7 protein-coding genes are annotated in these 17,068 nt (G+C 42.1%); all 7 read left to right on the forward strand.

Annotation, left to right across the window (positions count from 1 at the left end):
* The 7 genes from HC965_RS04620 (at position 1) to HC965_RS04650 (ending at position 16,543) form a co-directional block, all read left to right on the forward strand.
* On the forward strand, positions 1–1,917 hold the full coding sequence (locus HC965_RS04620; protein WP_191030350.1) for a RagB/SusD family nutrient uptake outer membrane protein: 1,917 nt from the start codon (positions 1–3) through the stop codon (positions 1,915–1,917).
* Between the two features lie 33 nt (positions 1,918–1,950).
* Positions 1,951–3,315, forward strand: a complete 1,365-nt coding sequence (locus HC965_RS04625) for a DUF1735 domain-containing protein (RefSeq protein ID WP_191030351.1) — start codon at positions 1,951–1,953, stop codon at positions 3,313–3,315.
* A 104-nt stretch (positions 3,316–3,419) separates the two neighbouring features.
* The gene (locus HC965_RS04630; protein ID WP_191030352.1) at positions 3,420–6,233 is read left to right on the forward strand and encodes a M60 family metallopeptidase; all 2,814 of its coding nucleotides are present in this window, start codon (positions 3,420–3,422) and stop codon (positions 6,231–6,233) included.
* 43 nt (positions 6,234–6,276) lie between these two features.
* Positions 6,277–8,457: an alpha-galactosidase gene (locus HC965_RS04635; protein ID WP_191030353.1), complete on the forward strand. Its 2,181-nt coding sequence runs from the start codon at positions 6,277–6,279 to the stop codon at positions 8,455–8,457.
* A 40-nt stretch (positions 8,458–8,497) separates the two neighbouring features.
* Positions 8,498–10,735 (forward strand): glycoside hydrolase family 31 protein, encoded by a 2,238-nt coding sequence (locus tag HC965_RS04640; protein WP_191030354.1) that lies wholly within the window; start codon positions 8,498–8,500, stop codon positions 10,733–10,735.
* Between the two features lie 176 nt (positions 10,736–10,911).
* Positions 10,912–12,462, forward strand: a complete 1,551-nt coding sequence (locus tag HC965_RS04645) for a sulfatase-like hydrolase/transferase (RefSeq protein ID WP_191030355.1) — start codon at positions 10,912–10,914, stop codon at positions 12,460–12,462.
* Positions 12,463–12,700: 238 nt separating this feature from the next.
* The gene (locus HC965_RS04650; RefSeq protein WP_191030356.1) at positions 12,701–16,543 is read left to right on the forward strand and encodes a TIM-barrel domain-containing protein; all 3,843 of its coding nucleotides are present in this window, start codon (positions 12,701–12,703) and stop codon (positions 16,541–16,543) included.
* Positions 16,544–17,068 lie beyond the last annotated feature (525 nt).

Genomic DNA, 17,068 nt, shown 5'->3' on the forward strand with positions numbered 1-17,068 from the left:
ATGAAAAAATCTTGGAATAAAACTATTTATATACTGGCTGCTACATGTGGTCTGCTCTTTTCCTCTTGCAATGATTTTCTGGACAGACAGGAGGATGAAAAACTTACCTTTGATAAGATTTGGGAATCTCGGAATACTATCAGGCAATATTGGTTGACTACCATGTCATTCCTGCCTAATGAGAATATCAGTAATCATGTGGACAATGATCCTTATATCGGAGCCGCTGATGAATTTTCTGTAGCTTGGGACCGTGATTATCGCAAACTTAATTTTGGTTCATGGAATGCAAACAACGTTCCCTATGATCGGTTTGCCAAATATTATAGGGGAATTCGTGAATGTAACATATTCATGCAAAATGTAGACCGTTCGTCCGACCCTATTTTGACGAAACAACAGATTGAAGAGTGGAAAGTACAGACCCGTTTTGCGAGAGCTTATTATTACTTTCTATTGATGCGTGATTATGGACCGGTATTCCTGGTAGGTGACGAATTGCTGGATTTCTCAGCTTCAACTGAAGAACTGTATCGTCCTCGTAACACTTGGGAGCAATGCGTTGATTATGTAGCAGCAGAAATGGTTGCTTGCGCTGAAAACGAATATATGTACAAGCAGTCTGAAATGCCGGATTCATATTATGGGCTTGCTTCAAAAGGAACCTGTTATGCTGTTGTTTCCCGTTTGAAACTATATTCTGCACGTGATTTGTATAATGGAAATAAACTATATAAAGATGTGAAGAATCCGGTTATGTCGGATTTCCCTGAGTTGTCAGGTGTGAATCTCTTTCCACAGGACTATAATGCTAATAAATGGTTAGAAGCTGCACAGGCTGCTCATAAAGTATTTGATGACGGTAGCTACACTTTATACCGGTCGGCAAATGATGATCCGTATGAAAACTATTACGGTATTATTCATGAAACCTGGAATAGTGAGCTAATTTGGACAGACAGGTATTGTAGTCTTAGTGCTTGGGGAACGGGTACCGTACCTACCAGTGTCGGTGGTACTGCGTATGGTTCTATCGGCCCGACTCAGCAACAAGTAGATGCATATGCAATGAATAACGGACGTTATCCGATTTTAGGTTATGAACAGGATGGTACTCCTGTTATTGACTCACAATCGGGATATAGCAAAGACGAGTTTGAAAAATCAACCTGGACATATCCTTGCAAAGGATGGTCGGTAGCATCTGACTATTCGATTGAGGCCCCAAATATGTATAAGAATCGTGAACCTCGTTTTTATGTTTCTGTATTTTTCGGTGGAAACTATTGGTTGCACGGACAAGGTGGCAAAACAATGACTTCTTTTGCCAAAGGAGCTAATGGAAATAAATCCCATGACTATCCGAAAAGCGGATATTTGGTAAACAAATGTTATGATCACACTTTGAACTCAGCCAATGGTTCATGGGGAAATGTCACTTTTCCATTGTTCCGTTTAGGAGAGACTTATCTGAACTTTATTGAGTCGGTACTTGAATGTAAAAAGCATGGAGTCACCCTTCCTAATGGATATGAACAAGAAGCCATGGATAAATGGGATGATTTGCGTAAACGCTCTGGCATGGAACCGATTATGGACATCTATCCGAATGCAACGGCAGAAGAACTGATAGAATTATGTCGTAAAGAAAGAAGAGTGGAGCTAGCCTTTGAAAGACAACGTTATTTCGATACACGTACTTGGATGATTGCCGAGCAAACGGATAATGGACCAATGTATGGTATGGATACTACTTGTCCGCTGGAAGAAGGCATGAACGCAAATGAAACCCCGGATGGATTTTGGAAGCGCACCGTATTCGAAACACGTGTGTTCAAGAGTAATCATTATTTATATCCGTTCTCGCAAAGAGAATTAGATAGAAATAAGATTCTGACTCAAAACTATGGATGGTAACCTTAAAAAAAGAATATCTAATTAATAGACAATATGAAGAAACAATTATTATATTTCTCAATGGTAGGCATGTTGTTGACAATGAGTGCCTGCGATGAAGATGGAAAAACTGAATTTCTGGATGACTATTCTACAATTATGTATTTTACAAATAGCGGGATACAAGATGTAGAGTGCCTGAAAGTAGGTGAACCTACTACTTATAATATAGCTATATACAAAGCAGGAAGTGACTTGTCGGCTACATCGGATGCTACTGTGACATTAATGACAGAGGAAGAATTGCAGGAATATAACCTCGCCAATGATACTCATTATAAAATGTTACCGTCAAATTGTTATCAATCTGAGCAGAAGAAGGATTTTCAATTTGAATCTTCTCAGATGGTTCATACATTTCCTGTAAGTTTTGACTCGGATAAGATTGATGCATTGGACAAGAATAGTGAGTATGCGTTACCATTTAGTCTTTCATCTACTCAGACAGTAAATGAGGAGAAAAAGACATTATTGCTCCATCCTAAGGCTACTACGCCTACTATCTATTTCCAAAATACGGATTTTGAACAAATAACAGTTACTGAAAGTGATCCGGCAAAAGTAGAACTTGAAAGAATTATCACTGTGCCCTTCCAAAATAAATGGGAATTTGATTGTGAAATAGGCGTTGACGAGACTGCGGTAGAACAATATAATGAAGAGAATGGCAGAGATTACAGTCTTTTACCGGAAACAGCATATGCTTATGACAAGACTGTGACGTTCAAACCTGGTGTAAACAGTATGTCGATAAAAGTAACTATCGACCGTTCAGGGTTGGATAATGGCAACTACCTGTTACCTTTGAAACTCAAGAAATGCACGCATCCCCGTTTTGAAATCCAGAATACAAAGAATCTTGTATTAATAGGCTATTGTTATGCTTTACCCAATATACCTCTGAACTTGAGTATGTTGAGTGCTAACGCCACTGTTGAAGGAGACGGTACGGGATTGACAGGATTGTTCGACGGAACCGGAAATGGTAAACATTATCATAGTAATTATAATGGCTCTGTAATCGACCCCATTTACGGACACTATATTCAGATTCACTTTAAAGAATCTATCCAAACATTGCTGTTCGAATACTGGACACGGTCGAATACCAATAACGGAACCCCGTTAAGACTTGAATTGTTCACAAGTAATGATGGTAATCAGTGGAACAAACTGGCAGTTATTGAAAAAGGTTTGCCGACAACACAAAGCACTAAATATCAGTCAGGATTCTTTAAGGCTGCCGAACCGTTCACTTATTTGCGCTGGTGCGTGACTAAAGGCCCGAATGGAGAGATGGCTAAACAAGGTGATAAAGGTTATTTCAATCTTGACGATCTGATTATTTACGGGCAATAATTGTCTGTTATATTCAAATTTGATTGGGCCTGTTTCTGCATTCCGTTGTGGAAGCAGGCCTATTTTAGTCTAATTATTGTATCAACTTAAATAGAGAATAAGACATGAAAAATAGATTCGCCGTTCTTTTATTATGTTCCACCATAATATGTTTGGCATGTGGTAATGAAGACGAAAAGGAGATTATAACTCCGGTATTGGAGGTAGGGAGTAAGACTGTTTATATTGGTGAGGAGGCTATGACCAAGGAAATTTCTGTGATTTCCAATGTAGAATGGACAGCTTCGGTAGCTTCTGAAGGTCAGGCTTGGTGTCATGTTGATATGCAGTCAGATCGGCTTGTGATTCATATGGATGAAAATACGGAAAAGGATATTCGTAGAACTTCCATTCAGATAGTTGCTTCCCAATTGAAGGAAACCATTCAAATAGCGCAATTAGGATGGGGAAAAGGCATTCTTGTATCACCGAAAAGTATTAAAGTGCTTCCTGTAGGAGAAGAATTCTCTTTCGAGGTGACTGCCAATATAGAATATGATATTCGGATAGAGGAAGGTTGTGACTGGATACATACAGTGCCTAAAACCCGTTCCGCCCACGAAATGGTAACAAATAAATTTGTTTATAAGGCTGATTTGAACGTAACCGAATATCGGGAGACTACTATTTGGGTAAAAGATAAAGATGAAAACTCGGAAATAGAATCAGGTTCATTGACAATCACTCAGGAGAAGATGAAAGATGATTATGAATCTACAGGTATTGAGGGAATTAAAGATGATATAAAAGTGGCGGTTGTGCGTGGTGAGGTAAATAAAGCACAATCTATCAGTGAAGGGATTGAAAAAACATTTGACGGGAACATGAGCACAATTTATCATTCTCCGTATAATGATAATAAAGTGACGGAAGAATCGCCCGCAATATTGACTTATTATTTTGATGAAGGTACCGATATGGATTATTTAGTATACTATCCTCGTATAGATGGTGGTGTTAATGGTCGGTTCAAGGAAGTTGAGATTCGTGTGCGTTCTAATGCCAATACTTATGGAACCGACGAATGGACTACTATCATTCGGAAAAATTTTGGTGGTTCTTCCAGCGCTACTCGAGTTGATTTTCCCGTTTCTCAAATCGGAGTATCTGCTGTGCAGCTTGTTGTCAATTCGGGTGTAGGCGATTTTGCTTCCTGTGCGGAAATGGAGTTTTATAAAAAGAATCCTGATCATTTTGATTATTCAATGCTGTTTACCGATGCCAGTTGTAGTGAACTCAAGCCTGGCATAAGCGAGGAAGATATTCAAGGCTGTACTTACTCATTCTTTAAGAATATTGCTTATTATATGTATCGTCAGAAATACCCCCGAGAATTTCGCATAGCAGAGTTCAAGGCTTATCCTCATCCGGATATACAAAAAGCAATCAATAAGACCAGTGCTTACAGTTTGCTTGATAATCCGACAGGCATTTATGTTACTCAGGGACAAGAACTGGTTGTATTAGTGGCCGATACACATAATGAGAGTATGAGTATCTGTATACAGAATCTGGACAAGCCGGGAGGAGACGGATTTGGAGGAGATACATATCCACTGACGACAGGAGTCAATAAGATAAAAGTGAAAAACAAGGGACTTGTATATGTAATGTATCATACTGCATCTTTAGAAGAATTGGTAGGCAAGCAACCCGTAAAAATGCATTTTGCTTCGGGTAAGGTAAATGGATATTTTGATAGTAAGAAGCATGAAGCTTCCCGTTGGACAGAATTGATAAACAATACAGCATGCAGTTATTTTGATGTATTGGGCGCCTATGCGCATCTGACTTTTCCAGTAAGTCGCCTACGTAGTTCCACAGGAAACAGAGGAAAAGAACTGATTGATTTGTATGATGAACTTGTAGAAAAAGAACAGACTTTCATGGGGCTGAAGAAGTATGGTGGTATGTTCATGAACCGCATATATTTGAATGTAATGTATCACAATTTTATGTATGCCAGCGACTATCATACAGCATACCATGATGATACGATAGATGAGCTATGTAATCCTGACAGGTTGAAAACGACAGGTTGTTGGGGACCGGCCCATGAAATAGGACATTGTAATCAGACACGTCCGGGATTGAAGTGGCATGGACTGACTGAGGTGACAAATAATATTATGTCTCAATATATTCAGACAACTGTTTGGGGGAATGTTTCGCGTTTGCAGTCAGAAGGTTGGTACACAAAAGCGTGGGAAGGGATTATTGCAAAAAGGCGGGCTCATGCTCAGGAAACGGATTTCTTTATGAAACTGGTTCCTTTCTGGCAATTGGAACTTTATTGGGGAAAAGTAAAAGGGTTCACACCGAAAGAAAGTAATGGTTGGGACGGATTTTATCCGCAGGTTTATGAGCATATCCGAAAGAATCCGGATTTGCCGACAGCGGGGGAACAACAATTGGAATTTGTATATATATGTTGCTTGAAAGCCAAGAAAGACCTGACTGATTTTTTTAAGAAGTGGGGATTCCTTACTCCGGTAGATGTGACGGTAGATGACTATGGAGATGGTAAAATTGTTATAACGCAAAAACAGATTGATGCGGTTCTTATGAGAATAAAATCTCTTGATTTGGAAAAAGAAACAGCAACTTTTGAATATATATCAGACAATAATCTGAACTACTTTATTGAGAATAAACCGGTTCAAGCGGGTACCTCTTCCAGAGATGGCGGTACAATTACATTGAGCAGTTGGAACAATGTAGTTGCTTATGAAGTAGAAAATGAAAATGGTGAGCTTGTATATGTAGCCAATGCATTGGAGCGTCCTTACGGATTCACAGTCCCGTCCTGGAAAGATTCTTATAGGGTGTATGCTGTATCTGCCACTCAGGGACGTGTAGAAGTTACGTTCAATAAATGATTATAATATTTGAAGAACTTAATAAATTGTTAAAACAAGAAGAATGAAAAGATTTTATCTATTTGTATTATTGACAGTTGTCTCCCTGCCAGCTCTTTGGGCATGGGACAACCATATTTTAATTTCCACTCCCCGAACTTCCCTTCTTCTCTATGCGGAAAAGGGAAACAGTTTGCGATTCCAGTATTTTGGTGATAAGATCACTTCCGGACAAATTCCTCATATTTATAGTAGTGGAAATGGATTGAACCGTCCTGCTTATCCGGTATTCGGAGCAAGTTGTTCACAAACTCCCGCTTTGCAAGTGGAACACGCAAGCGGAGACTGGACGTTGGATATGGTAACGGAAAATATAGAAACCCGGACAGTAGAGAATGCACAGCAAATTGTGATTACCCTTGTTGATAAACTATATCCTTTTATTGTGAAACTGTATTATAAGGCTTATGATAACGTAGATATGATAGAGACTTGGGCGGAGATTTCACATACAGAGAAGAAAGCGGTAACCTTGAAACGTTTTGATTCAGGACATTTTCTTTTAAGTCAAGGTGATGTTTGGATTTCCCATATGCACGGTTCATGGGCTTCAGAAACTTTCGTGACTACTGAAAGGCTTGAACCGGGTATGAAAGTAATCAAGAATATGGATGGATCAAGAAATGGTCAGAATGATCATGCGGAAATTATGTTGTCGCTGGATGGAAAGCCTAATGAGAATGCCGGTCGTGTGGTGGGAGCTGCCCTTTGCTGGAGTGGTAACTATAAATTTCGTATTGATACGGATAACAATTCAGTACATCATATTTTTGCAGGGATTAATGATGAGGCTTCAGAATATAAGTTAGAACCCAAAGAAGTATTTATAACTCCTAAACTGGCTATTACTTATTCGAAGGAAGGCTTAAGCGGAGCCAGTCGTAACTTTCATCGCTGGGCGCGCAATAATCAATTACATAATGGATGGGGAACACGCGATATTCTACTCAATAGTTGGGAAGGTGTCTATTTTGGTATCAACGAACCCGGTATGGATCAGATGATGAGCGATATTGCCGGTATGGGTGGTGAACTTTTTGTTATGGACGACGGATGGTTTGGTAGTAAATATCCTCGTAAAAATGATGTTTCTTCGTTAGGAGACTGGGTGGTAGATACCAATAAACTACCTAAAGGCATAAAAGGACTGACAGATACTGCTAAAAAGTATGGTATCAAGTTTGGAATCTGGATTGAGCCGGAAAGTACGAATAGTCAGAGCGAGTTATTTGAAAAACATCCGGACTGGGTACTTCAGGTAAAAGGGCGTGCATTCAATTATGGACGTGGTGGGACACAATTATTGTTGGATTTGTGTAATCCTGAAGTACAGGATTTTGCATTTAATCTGGTAGATACTTTGTTGACGAACTACCCCGAAATAGCCTATATAAAGTGGGATGCCAATACGGAACTGAAGAATTACGGCTCTACTTATTTGCCTAAAAATAAGCAGTCGCATATTTATATTGATTATCACCGTGGATTGATAAAAGTACTTGAGCGCATTCGTGCCAAATATCCGGATGTAGTTATTCAGGCTTGCGGTGGCGGCGGTGGGCGTGTCAACTATGGTGTGATGCCTTATAATGATGAGTTTTGGGTAAGTGATAATACAGATGCCTTACAACGTATTTATATGCAATGGGGTACTTCTTATTTTTATCCTTCCAATGCGATGGCGCAACATGTGAGTGCTTCTCCCAATCATCAGACGGGGCGCCGTCTTCCTCTTAAATTCCGGTTCGATGTAGCCATGAGCGGACGCTTGGGTATGGAAATACAGCCAAAGAACATGACAGAGGACGAGAAGGTGTTTGCACGAAAATCTATTGAATCTTATAAGAAGATTCGTCCGGTTATACAGTTGGGTAACCTTTACCGCCTGGCATCTCCTTACGACCGTAAAGGGGTAGCATCGTTGATGTATACAAACGATGAACAGACAAAAGCGGTCTTTTTTGCTTATAAGATGGAACATTTCGCTAATCAGATGATACCTCGTATACGTTTGGCAGGGCTTGATCCGCAAAAGAATTACAAATTGAAAGAAGTGACACCCAATGGAAAACCTTGTTTCTTGGATGAAAAGCTGATTTCAGGTTCTGTACTTATGAATACGGGACTTGCTATCCCCTTATGGCAGGAATATGCAAGTGTCGTACTGGAGTTGACGGCTGAATAAGACAGAATGAAGTATTTATTAAAAATGAGCAGTGTAAATAATGAGAAGAATAAGTTTTAAGGTGATTTTCCTGACAGGACTGTTTGTCCTGTCAGGAATGTTGACCAGGGCTGAAAATAATCCTGTTGTAATAGGAAATAGCCGTTTCACCTTCATTACAGAGAATCTGGTTCGGATGGAGTATGCTAATCATCAAAAGTTTCTGGATGATTCTACTTTGTTTGCTGTTAACCGCCAGCCTGGAAATGTAGATGTGAAAGTTGAAAGGAAGAGTGGGAAATATATACTTTCTACATCAATGATGGCAATTGAATTTGAAAACGATGGTTTTCCTTTCGGACAGAATAATGTACGTGTATCTTTTGAAATGAATGGAAAGCGTAAAAACTGGTGTATGACGGACGAACAGCAGGGTAATTTAAAGGGTGCTGTTACTACACTTGATGCGGTAGGCGCTCCTATATCCCTTCAGGAAGGATTATTGAGTCGTGACGGATGGTATTTGATTAATGATACAGGCAAAGATATTTATAAGAATGGATGGTTATCCATTCGGGACCGTGATCATGTTCAGGATTTGTATTTATTTGTCTATGGTAACGATTATAAATCGGCTTTGCGTTCTCTTAAGGCAATCAGTGGCGCAGTTCCTATGACTCGTAAGTATGTACATGGTTCCTGGTACTGTCGTTGGTGGCAATATACGGCGGATGATTATCGGGAGTTGGTAAAGGGATACCACGAACATGATTTTCCGCTGGATATGATGGTATTCGATATGGATTGGCATCGTAAAGACGGTAAGGTTGGCACCGGACATGCTTTTACGCGTGGATGGACCGGATATAGCTGGAATCGTGAGTTAATTCCCGATCCGGGAGCATTAATCCGGGAATTCCATGATCAGCAGATTTATGTGACTATTAATGAACACCCCCACGATGGACTTCGACCTCATGAGGATGTTTATCCTGAATTTGCCCGGGCATTAGGAATAGATACAGATAAAGATATTGTTCCTGTTTTCGATGCCGGTGATCGAAAGTATATGGATGCTTTTATGAAATATGCTCATCAGGAGAGTGATTCTATGGGAGTTGCTTTTTGGTGGCTTGACTGGCAACAGGATTATGCATATCCTTTGGTACGTGGTACGACTACCAAACATGTGCCTTGGTTAAATGAGTTATATTATAATTACTCAAAACAGGGCAATCTTCGCGGGGCAGGATTTTCCCGTTGGGGAGGATGGGGTGATCACCGTCATCCAATTCAGTTCTCCGGCGATGCTGTCGGTAATTGGAATATGTTAAAGTTCGAAGTTAAGCTGACCACTACCAGTGGCAATGTCGGTTGTTTTTTCTGGGCACATGACATTGGAGGTTTTTATGGTGGGCTGGATCCTGAACTATATACTCGTTGGACGCAATTTGGACTCCTGAATTCTTCATTACGTATTCATTCGGTAGTAGGTGATAAGATGGATCGCCGTCCATGGCTTTGGGGAGAACGTGAAGAAAAGGCTATGCAACGTATTTATCATATGCGTTCAAGATTGATGCCTTATATCTATAGTAGTGTCCGTCAGTGCCATACGGAGATGCTACCGTTAAATCGTGGGCTTTATATTGAATACCCTACTGATAAGGAATCCTATAAACATGAAGAAGAATTCTTTTTTGGCGATTTGATTTTGGCTTCTCCCATTACGCAAGCAGGAAGTGGGGAAGATAAAGTTGTGAATCAATCTGTATGGTTTCCAAAGGGTTCCGACTGGTATAGCTTTTTTACGGGTAGTAAATATGAAGGCGGAAGGACAGCTGTTGTAAGTTGTCCGTTAGAGGAATCCCCAGTCTTTGTAAAGGGTGGTTGGCCTTTGCCGATGCAGCCTTATACCGCGCGTATGGCTTCTACTCCGTTGACTACTCTCGTAATACGTTGTTATCCGGGAAATGAAGGAAGTAATAATACTTATTCATTGTATGAGGATGATGGCTTGACTACAGAGTATATCAAAGGCAAGTATGCTACTACTGATATGACTTATAAAAAGGAAAACGAGTCTGTATCAGTCAGTATTCATCCTACGGTAGGCAGCTACAAGGGGCAACCTCAAAAAAGAGCTTATCGCATCGAATTGCCCGAGGTTAGCCTTAAATCCAAAGTCAAGGTGAATGGAAGAACTGTTAAACCAATAGCAGACAGTAATATAAATGGAATAATTATTCCGGTAAAAGCTACTGATATAAGGAAAACCATTGAAATAATTGTAAAATAATTCTTTTGCAAACAATAGTAGGCTGTTTCAGAAATGAGACAGCCTTTTTTTTAGTGTATATAAGACTAGATGATAGATTTATTGTGTATCTAACTAATAAAAAAGGATTTTCGGATAGGGACATTAAGATTTGACGTGTATTTATAATAAGTGATTAAATTCTAATTAAATAAGACATGAGAAACTTAGATTATGTATTTTGTACATTAGCCGGTATTTCCTCGATACCTACCACGCTATTGGTCGGACAGGCCCAACCGGAGAAAAGATCGGTTGACAAACAACAGCCGAACATTATCCTGATTGTGGCCGATGACCTGGGATACGGTGACTTGAGCTGCTACGGCGCACATCGCATCTCCACACCGGGTATGGACCGTATAGCTAACGAAGGAATCCGTTTTACACAGGGATTCTGTACGGCAGCTACTTCCACCCCCAGCCGTTACTCCGTAATGACCGGACTATATCCCTGGACCAATGTGGACGCGAAAATCCTTCCGGGAAACGCAGCATTGATTATTGATACCAAAAAGATTACCCTGCCGAAACTGATGAAACAGGCAGGATACGCCACCGGTTCCGTAGGTAAATGGCATATCGGACTGGGAGACGGCAATGTAGACTGGAACAAAGATGTTCATCCCGGCGCAGCCGAAATAGGATACGATTATTCATTTATCCAGGCAGCTACGAACGACCGTGTTCCCTGTGTCTTTCTTGAAAACGGACGTGTAGTAGGCTTAGACCCTAACGATCCGTTGTATGTGGATTATCGCAAGAACTTCCCCGGCGAACCTACCGGAAAGAACAATCCCGAAATGCTCCGTATGCATCCGAGTGTGGGACATGCCGGTTCGATAGTGAACGGAGTACCCCGTATCGGATTCCAAAAAGGCGGTAAAGCTGCACAGTGGAAAGACGAAGAGATGGCAGAACTGTTCCTGAATAAAGCAAAGCAATTCCTTAACGACCATAAGAACGCCCCCTTCTTCCTCTACTACGGATTGCATCAACCGCACGTGCCTCGTGTTCCGAACGAACGCTTTGTCGGCAAATCGGGTATGGGACCTCGTGGAGACGTTATCCTTGAAGCTGACTGGTGCGTAACCGAATTCCTCAATGAACTGGACAAACTGGGATTGGCAGAAAATACAATCGTAGTATTTACCAGCGATAACGGCCCTGTACTTGATGACGGATACAAAGATGACGCAGTAAAACTGGTAGGCGACCACAAAATAGCAGGCCCGCTTCGCGGCGGAAAGACAAGTATGTTTGATGGCGGTACACGTATCCCGTTCATGCTTCGTTGGCCGGCAGCGGTGAAACCGCAAGTATCCGATGCCTTTGTATGTCAGATGGACTTGCTAGCTTCTTTTGCTTCTCTGCTAGGACAAACTTATCCTGAAAAGCTGGATAGCGAAAATACGCTGGACGCTTTCCTCGGAAAGAGCAAGAAAGGACGCGAAGAACTTGTTATCGAAGGTATGTTCAATTATGCGTATCGCCAGGGTGACTGGGCACTGATTCCGCCTTATTACAATCCTTACAGCAAAGAAGACGGTGATTTCGTAGGATTGGGATACGGCTACAAACTGTATAATCTGAAAAATGATATCGGCCAGCAGGAAAACCTGGCACATAAATATCCGAAGAAACTGGGTGAGTTAATCAATCGCTTCGAGTATTTGAAATCGACTACAAATAAAGTGACGCGTTACTAATTCTTGACGCGATGAATGATGAGCAGCAACATTAAAATTCCTTTTCGCAGGTATTAATGTTGCTGTTCTCATATCCCCCTATGTTTTCCACTCTTACTACCCTTGAATAGTGAAAAAAAGTAATAAGAACAAAGAATAATTAAAAAAACGGGGATAAAATTAGGGTAGCGGGCGTTTTACGTGTATTTATCATTGTATAACGACAAGCAATCTTAATGTCTAATTAAATAAATAAAGCATGAAAAACAGTCATTTTCTTTTTTCGCGGTATTTCAGACTTATCGCATTACTATTATTGCTATTACATCCCCTTTCCTATCTTTCCATACAAGCATCCGAAACTTCAGGGATCCTTCGGGCAGAAAAGGTAAATCCGACCACAGTCGATGTGCTGTTTACAAACAACCAGCGAATGACAATCGACTTTTACGGAGAGAACATCTTCCGTATTTTTCAGGATAACTCTGGCGGTATTATTCGTGATCCCGAAGCGAAACCTGAAGCACAAATACTCGTCGACCAACCTCGCCGCAAGGTATCCGGCCTTGCACTGGACGATAAAGACGGCCGTATCATCCTGACTACCGGGAAAGTACGGATTGAACTCGACAAACAGACTTCCCTGATGAAAGTCTTTAACCTTGAAACAAACGCATGTGTCATTGAACAGGCTGCTCCTGTAGTATTCAGCCCGAAAGAAGTGACCGTCACCCTGAAAGAACAGCCGGACGAATATTTCTACGGCGGTGGCGTACAGAACGGACGCTTCTCCCACAAAGGCAAAGTGACAGCCATCGAAAACCAGAATAGCTGGACAGACGGCGGAGTCGCTTCCCCCTGCCCCTTCTACTGGTCTACAAAAGGCTATGGAATGATGTGGTACACCTTCAAGAAAGGACAATATGACTTTGGAGCAACAGAAAAAAACGTAGTGAAACTATCTCACAATTCTTCTTACCTTGATTTATTTTACATGGTCAACGACGGAGCCGTTGCCCTGCTGAACGATTTTTACCAACTGACGGGAAATCCCGTACTCCTGCCCAAATTCGGTTTTTACGAAGGGCACCTCAACGCCTACAACCGCGACTATTGGAAAGAGGATGAAAAAGGAATCCTCTTTGAAGACGGAAAACGTTACAAAGAAAGCCAGAAAGACAATGGCGGTATCAAAGAATCTCTGAACGGTGAAAAAAACAACTACCAGTTCTCGGCACGTGCCGTTATCGACCGCTACAAGAACTATGACATGCCCCTCGGCTGGCTGCTCCCCAACGATGGTTACGGAGCCGGCTACGGACAGACAGAAACACTGGACGGAAATATCGCCAACCTGAAAAGCCTGGGCGAATATGCCCGTAAGAACGGAGTGGAAATCGGACTTTGGACACAGTCCGATCTGCATCCCAAAGAAGGCGTAAGCGCCCTGCTGCAACGTGACATCGTGAAAGAAGTCCGCGACGCAGGTGTACGTGTGCTCAAGACCGACGTAGCCTGGGTAGGAGCCGGATACTCCTTCGGACTGAACGGTGTAGCCGATGTAGGACGCATCATGCCTTATTATGGCAACGATGCCCGTCCTTTCATCATCTCACTCGACGGCTGGGCAGGCACGCAACGTTACGCAGGCATCTGGTCAGGCGACCAGACCGGTGGCGTATGGGAATATATCCGTTTCCATATACCGACCTACATCGGTTCCGGTCTTTCCGGTCAGCCCAATATCTGTTCGGATATGGACGGAATATTCGGTGGCAAAAATGAAACAGTCAATATTCGTGATTTCCAATGGAAGACATTTACCCCCATGCAGTTGAATATGGATGGCTGGGGCGCCAATGAGAAGTACCCCCATGCTTTAGGCGAGCCAGCTACATCCATCAACCGAATGTACCTGAAGCTGAAATCCGAATTAATCCCCTACACATATAGTTTTGCCAAGGAAGCGGTAGACGGAATGCCGCTTATTCGTGCCATGTTCCTTGACTACCCCAACGCGTACACCTACGGGCCTGCTACGCAGTACCAGTTCATGTATGGCACGGACTTCCTCGTAGCTCCCATCTATCAGAACACCAAAGCCGACGAGAAAGGCAATGATATCCGTGACGGTATCTACCTGCCCGAAGGCGCCTGGATTGATTACTTCACCGGCGAGAAGTACGAGGGCAACCGTATCCTCAACAACTTTGATACCCCCATCTGGAAACTTCCCGTATTTGTGAAAAACGGCTCCATCATCCCGATGACACACCCCCACAACAATGTCAGCGAGATAGACCCGTCTCTCCGCATCTATGAGTTCTACCCGAACCGCCATACGGCAACCGTAGAATATGACGACGACGGAGTGACTGAAGCCTATCGCCAGGAGAAATCAGTATCCACCCTGATTGAGTCCAACGTAATCGACAAGAAGAACAGTCTAACGATTACCATCCATCCGGCAGCCGGCAACTTCGACGGCTTCGTGAAGGATAAAAAGACAGAACTGCGCATTAACGTCACCGAAAAACCGAAGAAACTGTCTGCCAAAATAAACGGTAAAACCGTGAAACTGACAGAAGTGCGCACAGCCGATGACTTCCTGAAAGGTGAAAACGTCTTCTGGTATGAAGAAACTCCGAACCTGAATAAGTTTGCCACGAAAGGCAGCGACTTCGAAAAAGTAGCTATCACAAAGAATCCGCAGGTGCGTATCAAACTGGCTACTACCGACATCACCGCCTATCAGACCGTAGTGAACGTAGAAGGCTTCCGTTTTGAACCTGCCGACCGCTACCGTGTAACCACCGGAGCCCTGACAGCACCGCAGAACGCACAAGTAACCGAAGAAAACAGAGAAGCATATACCCTGAAACCGACTTGGGATAAAATAGCCAATGCCGACTTCTACGAAATCGAGTTTAACGGAATGCTCTACACAACCATCCGTAACACTTATCTGCTGTTTGAAGGACTGGAAGCCGAAACTCCTTATTCTTTCAAAGTACGTGCAGTTAACAAAGACGGTGTTTCCGACTGGGCTGAAATTCAGGTAACAACAAAAGCAAACCCATTGGAATTTGCCATCCAAGGCATTGAAGGCGAATCTACTGCTCCTTCACAGGGAGGATTCGGGGTCAACCGCTTGTTCGACTTTACCGAATCAGGTGACAACTGGCATACGAAATACCGTGAAAACGCTATCCCATTGGATTTGACCATCGACCTCAAGACCGTTAACCAACTGGATAAATTCCACTACCTGCCACGCACCGATGCCGGAAACGGTACGATACTGAAAGGTTTCGTATCTTACAGTATGGATAAGGAGCATTGGACAGAAGCCGGAGCATTCGACTGGAAACGCGACGGTGAAGTGAAAGTCTTCGAATTTGCCAACCATCCTACCGCACGTTATATCAAGCTTAACATAACGGCAGGTGTAGGCAACTACGCTTCCGGTCGTGAACTCTACGTATTCAAAGTGCCCGGAACAGCCAGCTATCTGCAAGGCGATATTAACAACGACGGTAAGATTGACCGCAACGACCTGACTTCTTATATGAACTACACGGGATTGCGCCGTGGTGATTCGGATTATGAAGGTTATATCAGCAAGGGCGATATTAATATGAACGACCTGATAGATGCTTATGACATATCTGTAGTAGCTACTCAGCTCGAAGGTGGAATCACTCGGAAAGATACGGTAAAAGTATCCGGTTCATTATCCATCAGCACTCCGAAACGTCAGTATCTGAAAGACGAAATCGTAGAAATCCGTGTGAAAGGCAATGACCTGAAAGGAGTGAATGCACTTAGCTTTGCCCTGCCTTACGACCAGAACGACTATGAATTCGTAAGTGTAGAATCATTGAATATGAAAGCGATGGAGAACCTGACTTACGACCGTCTGCATACCAACGGCGTGAAATCACTCTATCCTACATTTGTCAACCTGGGTAATCAGCCTTCACTGGAAGGTTCGGAAGACCTCTTCATCCTGAAACTGAAAGCGAAACGCAAAGTGAAGTTTGAATTGACTTTGAAAGACGGAATGTTGGTTGATAAACGACTGCGGATGCACTCATTCTAAGATGCTAAATCTCTCTATCACTCTAATAGATTAAACTTGGTTGGGCGACCGGTAGAATAGGAATGAAATTCCGACTCTACCGGTCGTTCTTATTGTTTTAAGCTCACAAAATATCAAGGATAAATTACCCTATTCTTTATTCAGCTTATAGGGTGATTTTATCTATTCATAAGGTAGAACTAATCGTCTCTTCTGCATGAATTAATGATTTCTTTCCATCAGTTAGCCAATTCTACTATATATATTCATCGAATACACTTGAACAGATGGCCTGTTGCACTTGTGTAACCCGTTAGTTACCCAAGTCCGTTTCGGAGAATGCACAAGTGCAAACGGCTACTGGTTTGAAAGGAAGGTTTTGGAGAATGAAAAGATATAAATGTAGAGGTAATGTATTAGTAAATAGCATATTACAAAGAAAATGTAGTTTCCCAACAGAAAACTGCAAAAACATCCTATTGTTTTTTGTGAACTTCTCTTAAAATAGGGTGGTTTTTAGGGTTAAATAGTTGATTATTAGTTCTG

It is taken from the genome of Bacteroides sp. GM023, from assembly GCF_014750685.1.
In the GTDB taxonomy this organism is placed as follows: Bacteria; Bacteroidota; Bacteroidia; order Bacteroidales; family Bacteroidaceae; genus Bacteroides.

Coding starts and splice junctions, on each gene's coding strand:
- HC965_RS04630 (WP_191030352.1), top strand. CDS start 3,420: ATGAAAAATAGATTCGCCGTTCTTTTATTATGTTCCACCATAATATGT.
- HC965_RS04635 (WP_191030353.1), top strand. CDS start 6,277: ATGAAAAGATTTTATCTATTTGTATTATTGACAGTTGTCTCCCTGCCA.
- HC965_RS04650 (WP_191030356.1), top strand. CDS start 12,701: ATGAAAAACAGTCATTTTCTTTTTTCGCGGTATTTCAGACTTATCGCA.
- HC965_RS04620 (WP_191030350.1), top strand. CDS start 1: ATGAAAAAATCTTGGAATAAAACTATTTATATACTGGCTGCTACATGT.
- HC965_RS04640 (WP_191030354.1), top strand. CDS start 8,498: ATGAGAAGAATAAGTTTTAAGGTGATTTTCCTGACAGGACTGTTTGTC.
- HC965_RS04645 (WP_191030355.1), top strand. CDS start 10,912: ATGAGAAACTTAGATTATGTATTTTGTACATTAGCCGGTATTTCCTCG.
- HC965_RS04625 (WP_191030351.1), top strand. CDS start 1,951: ATGAAGAAACAATTATTATATTTCTCAATGGTAGGCATGTTGTTGACA.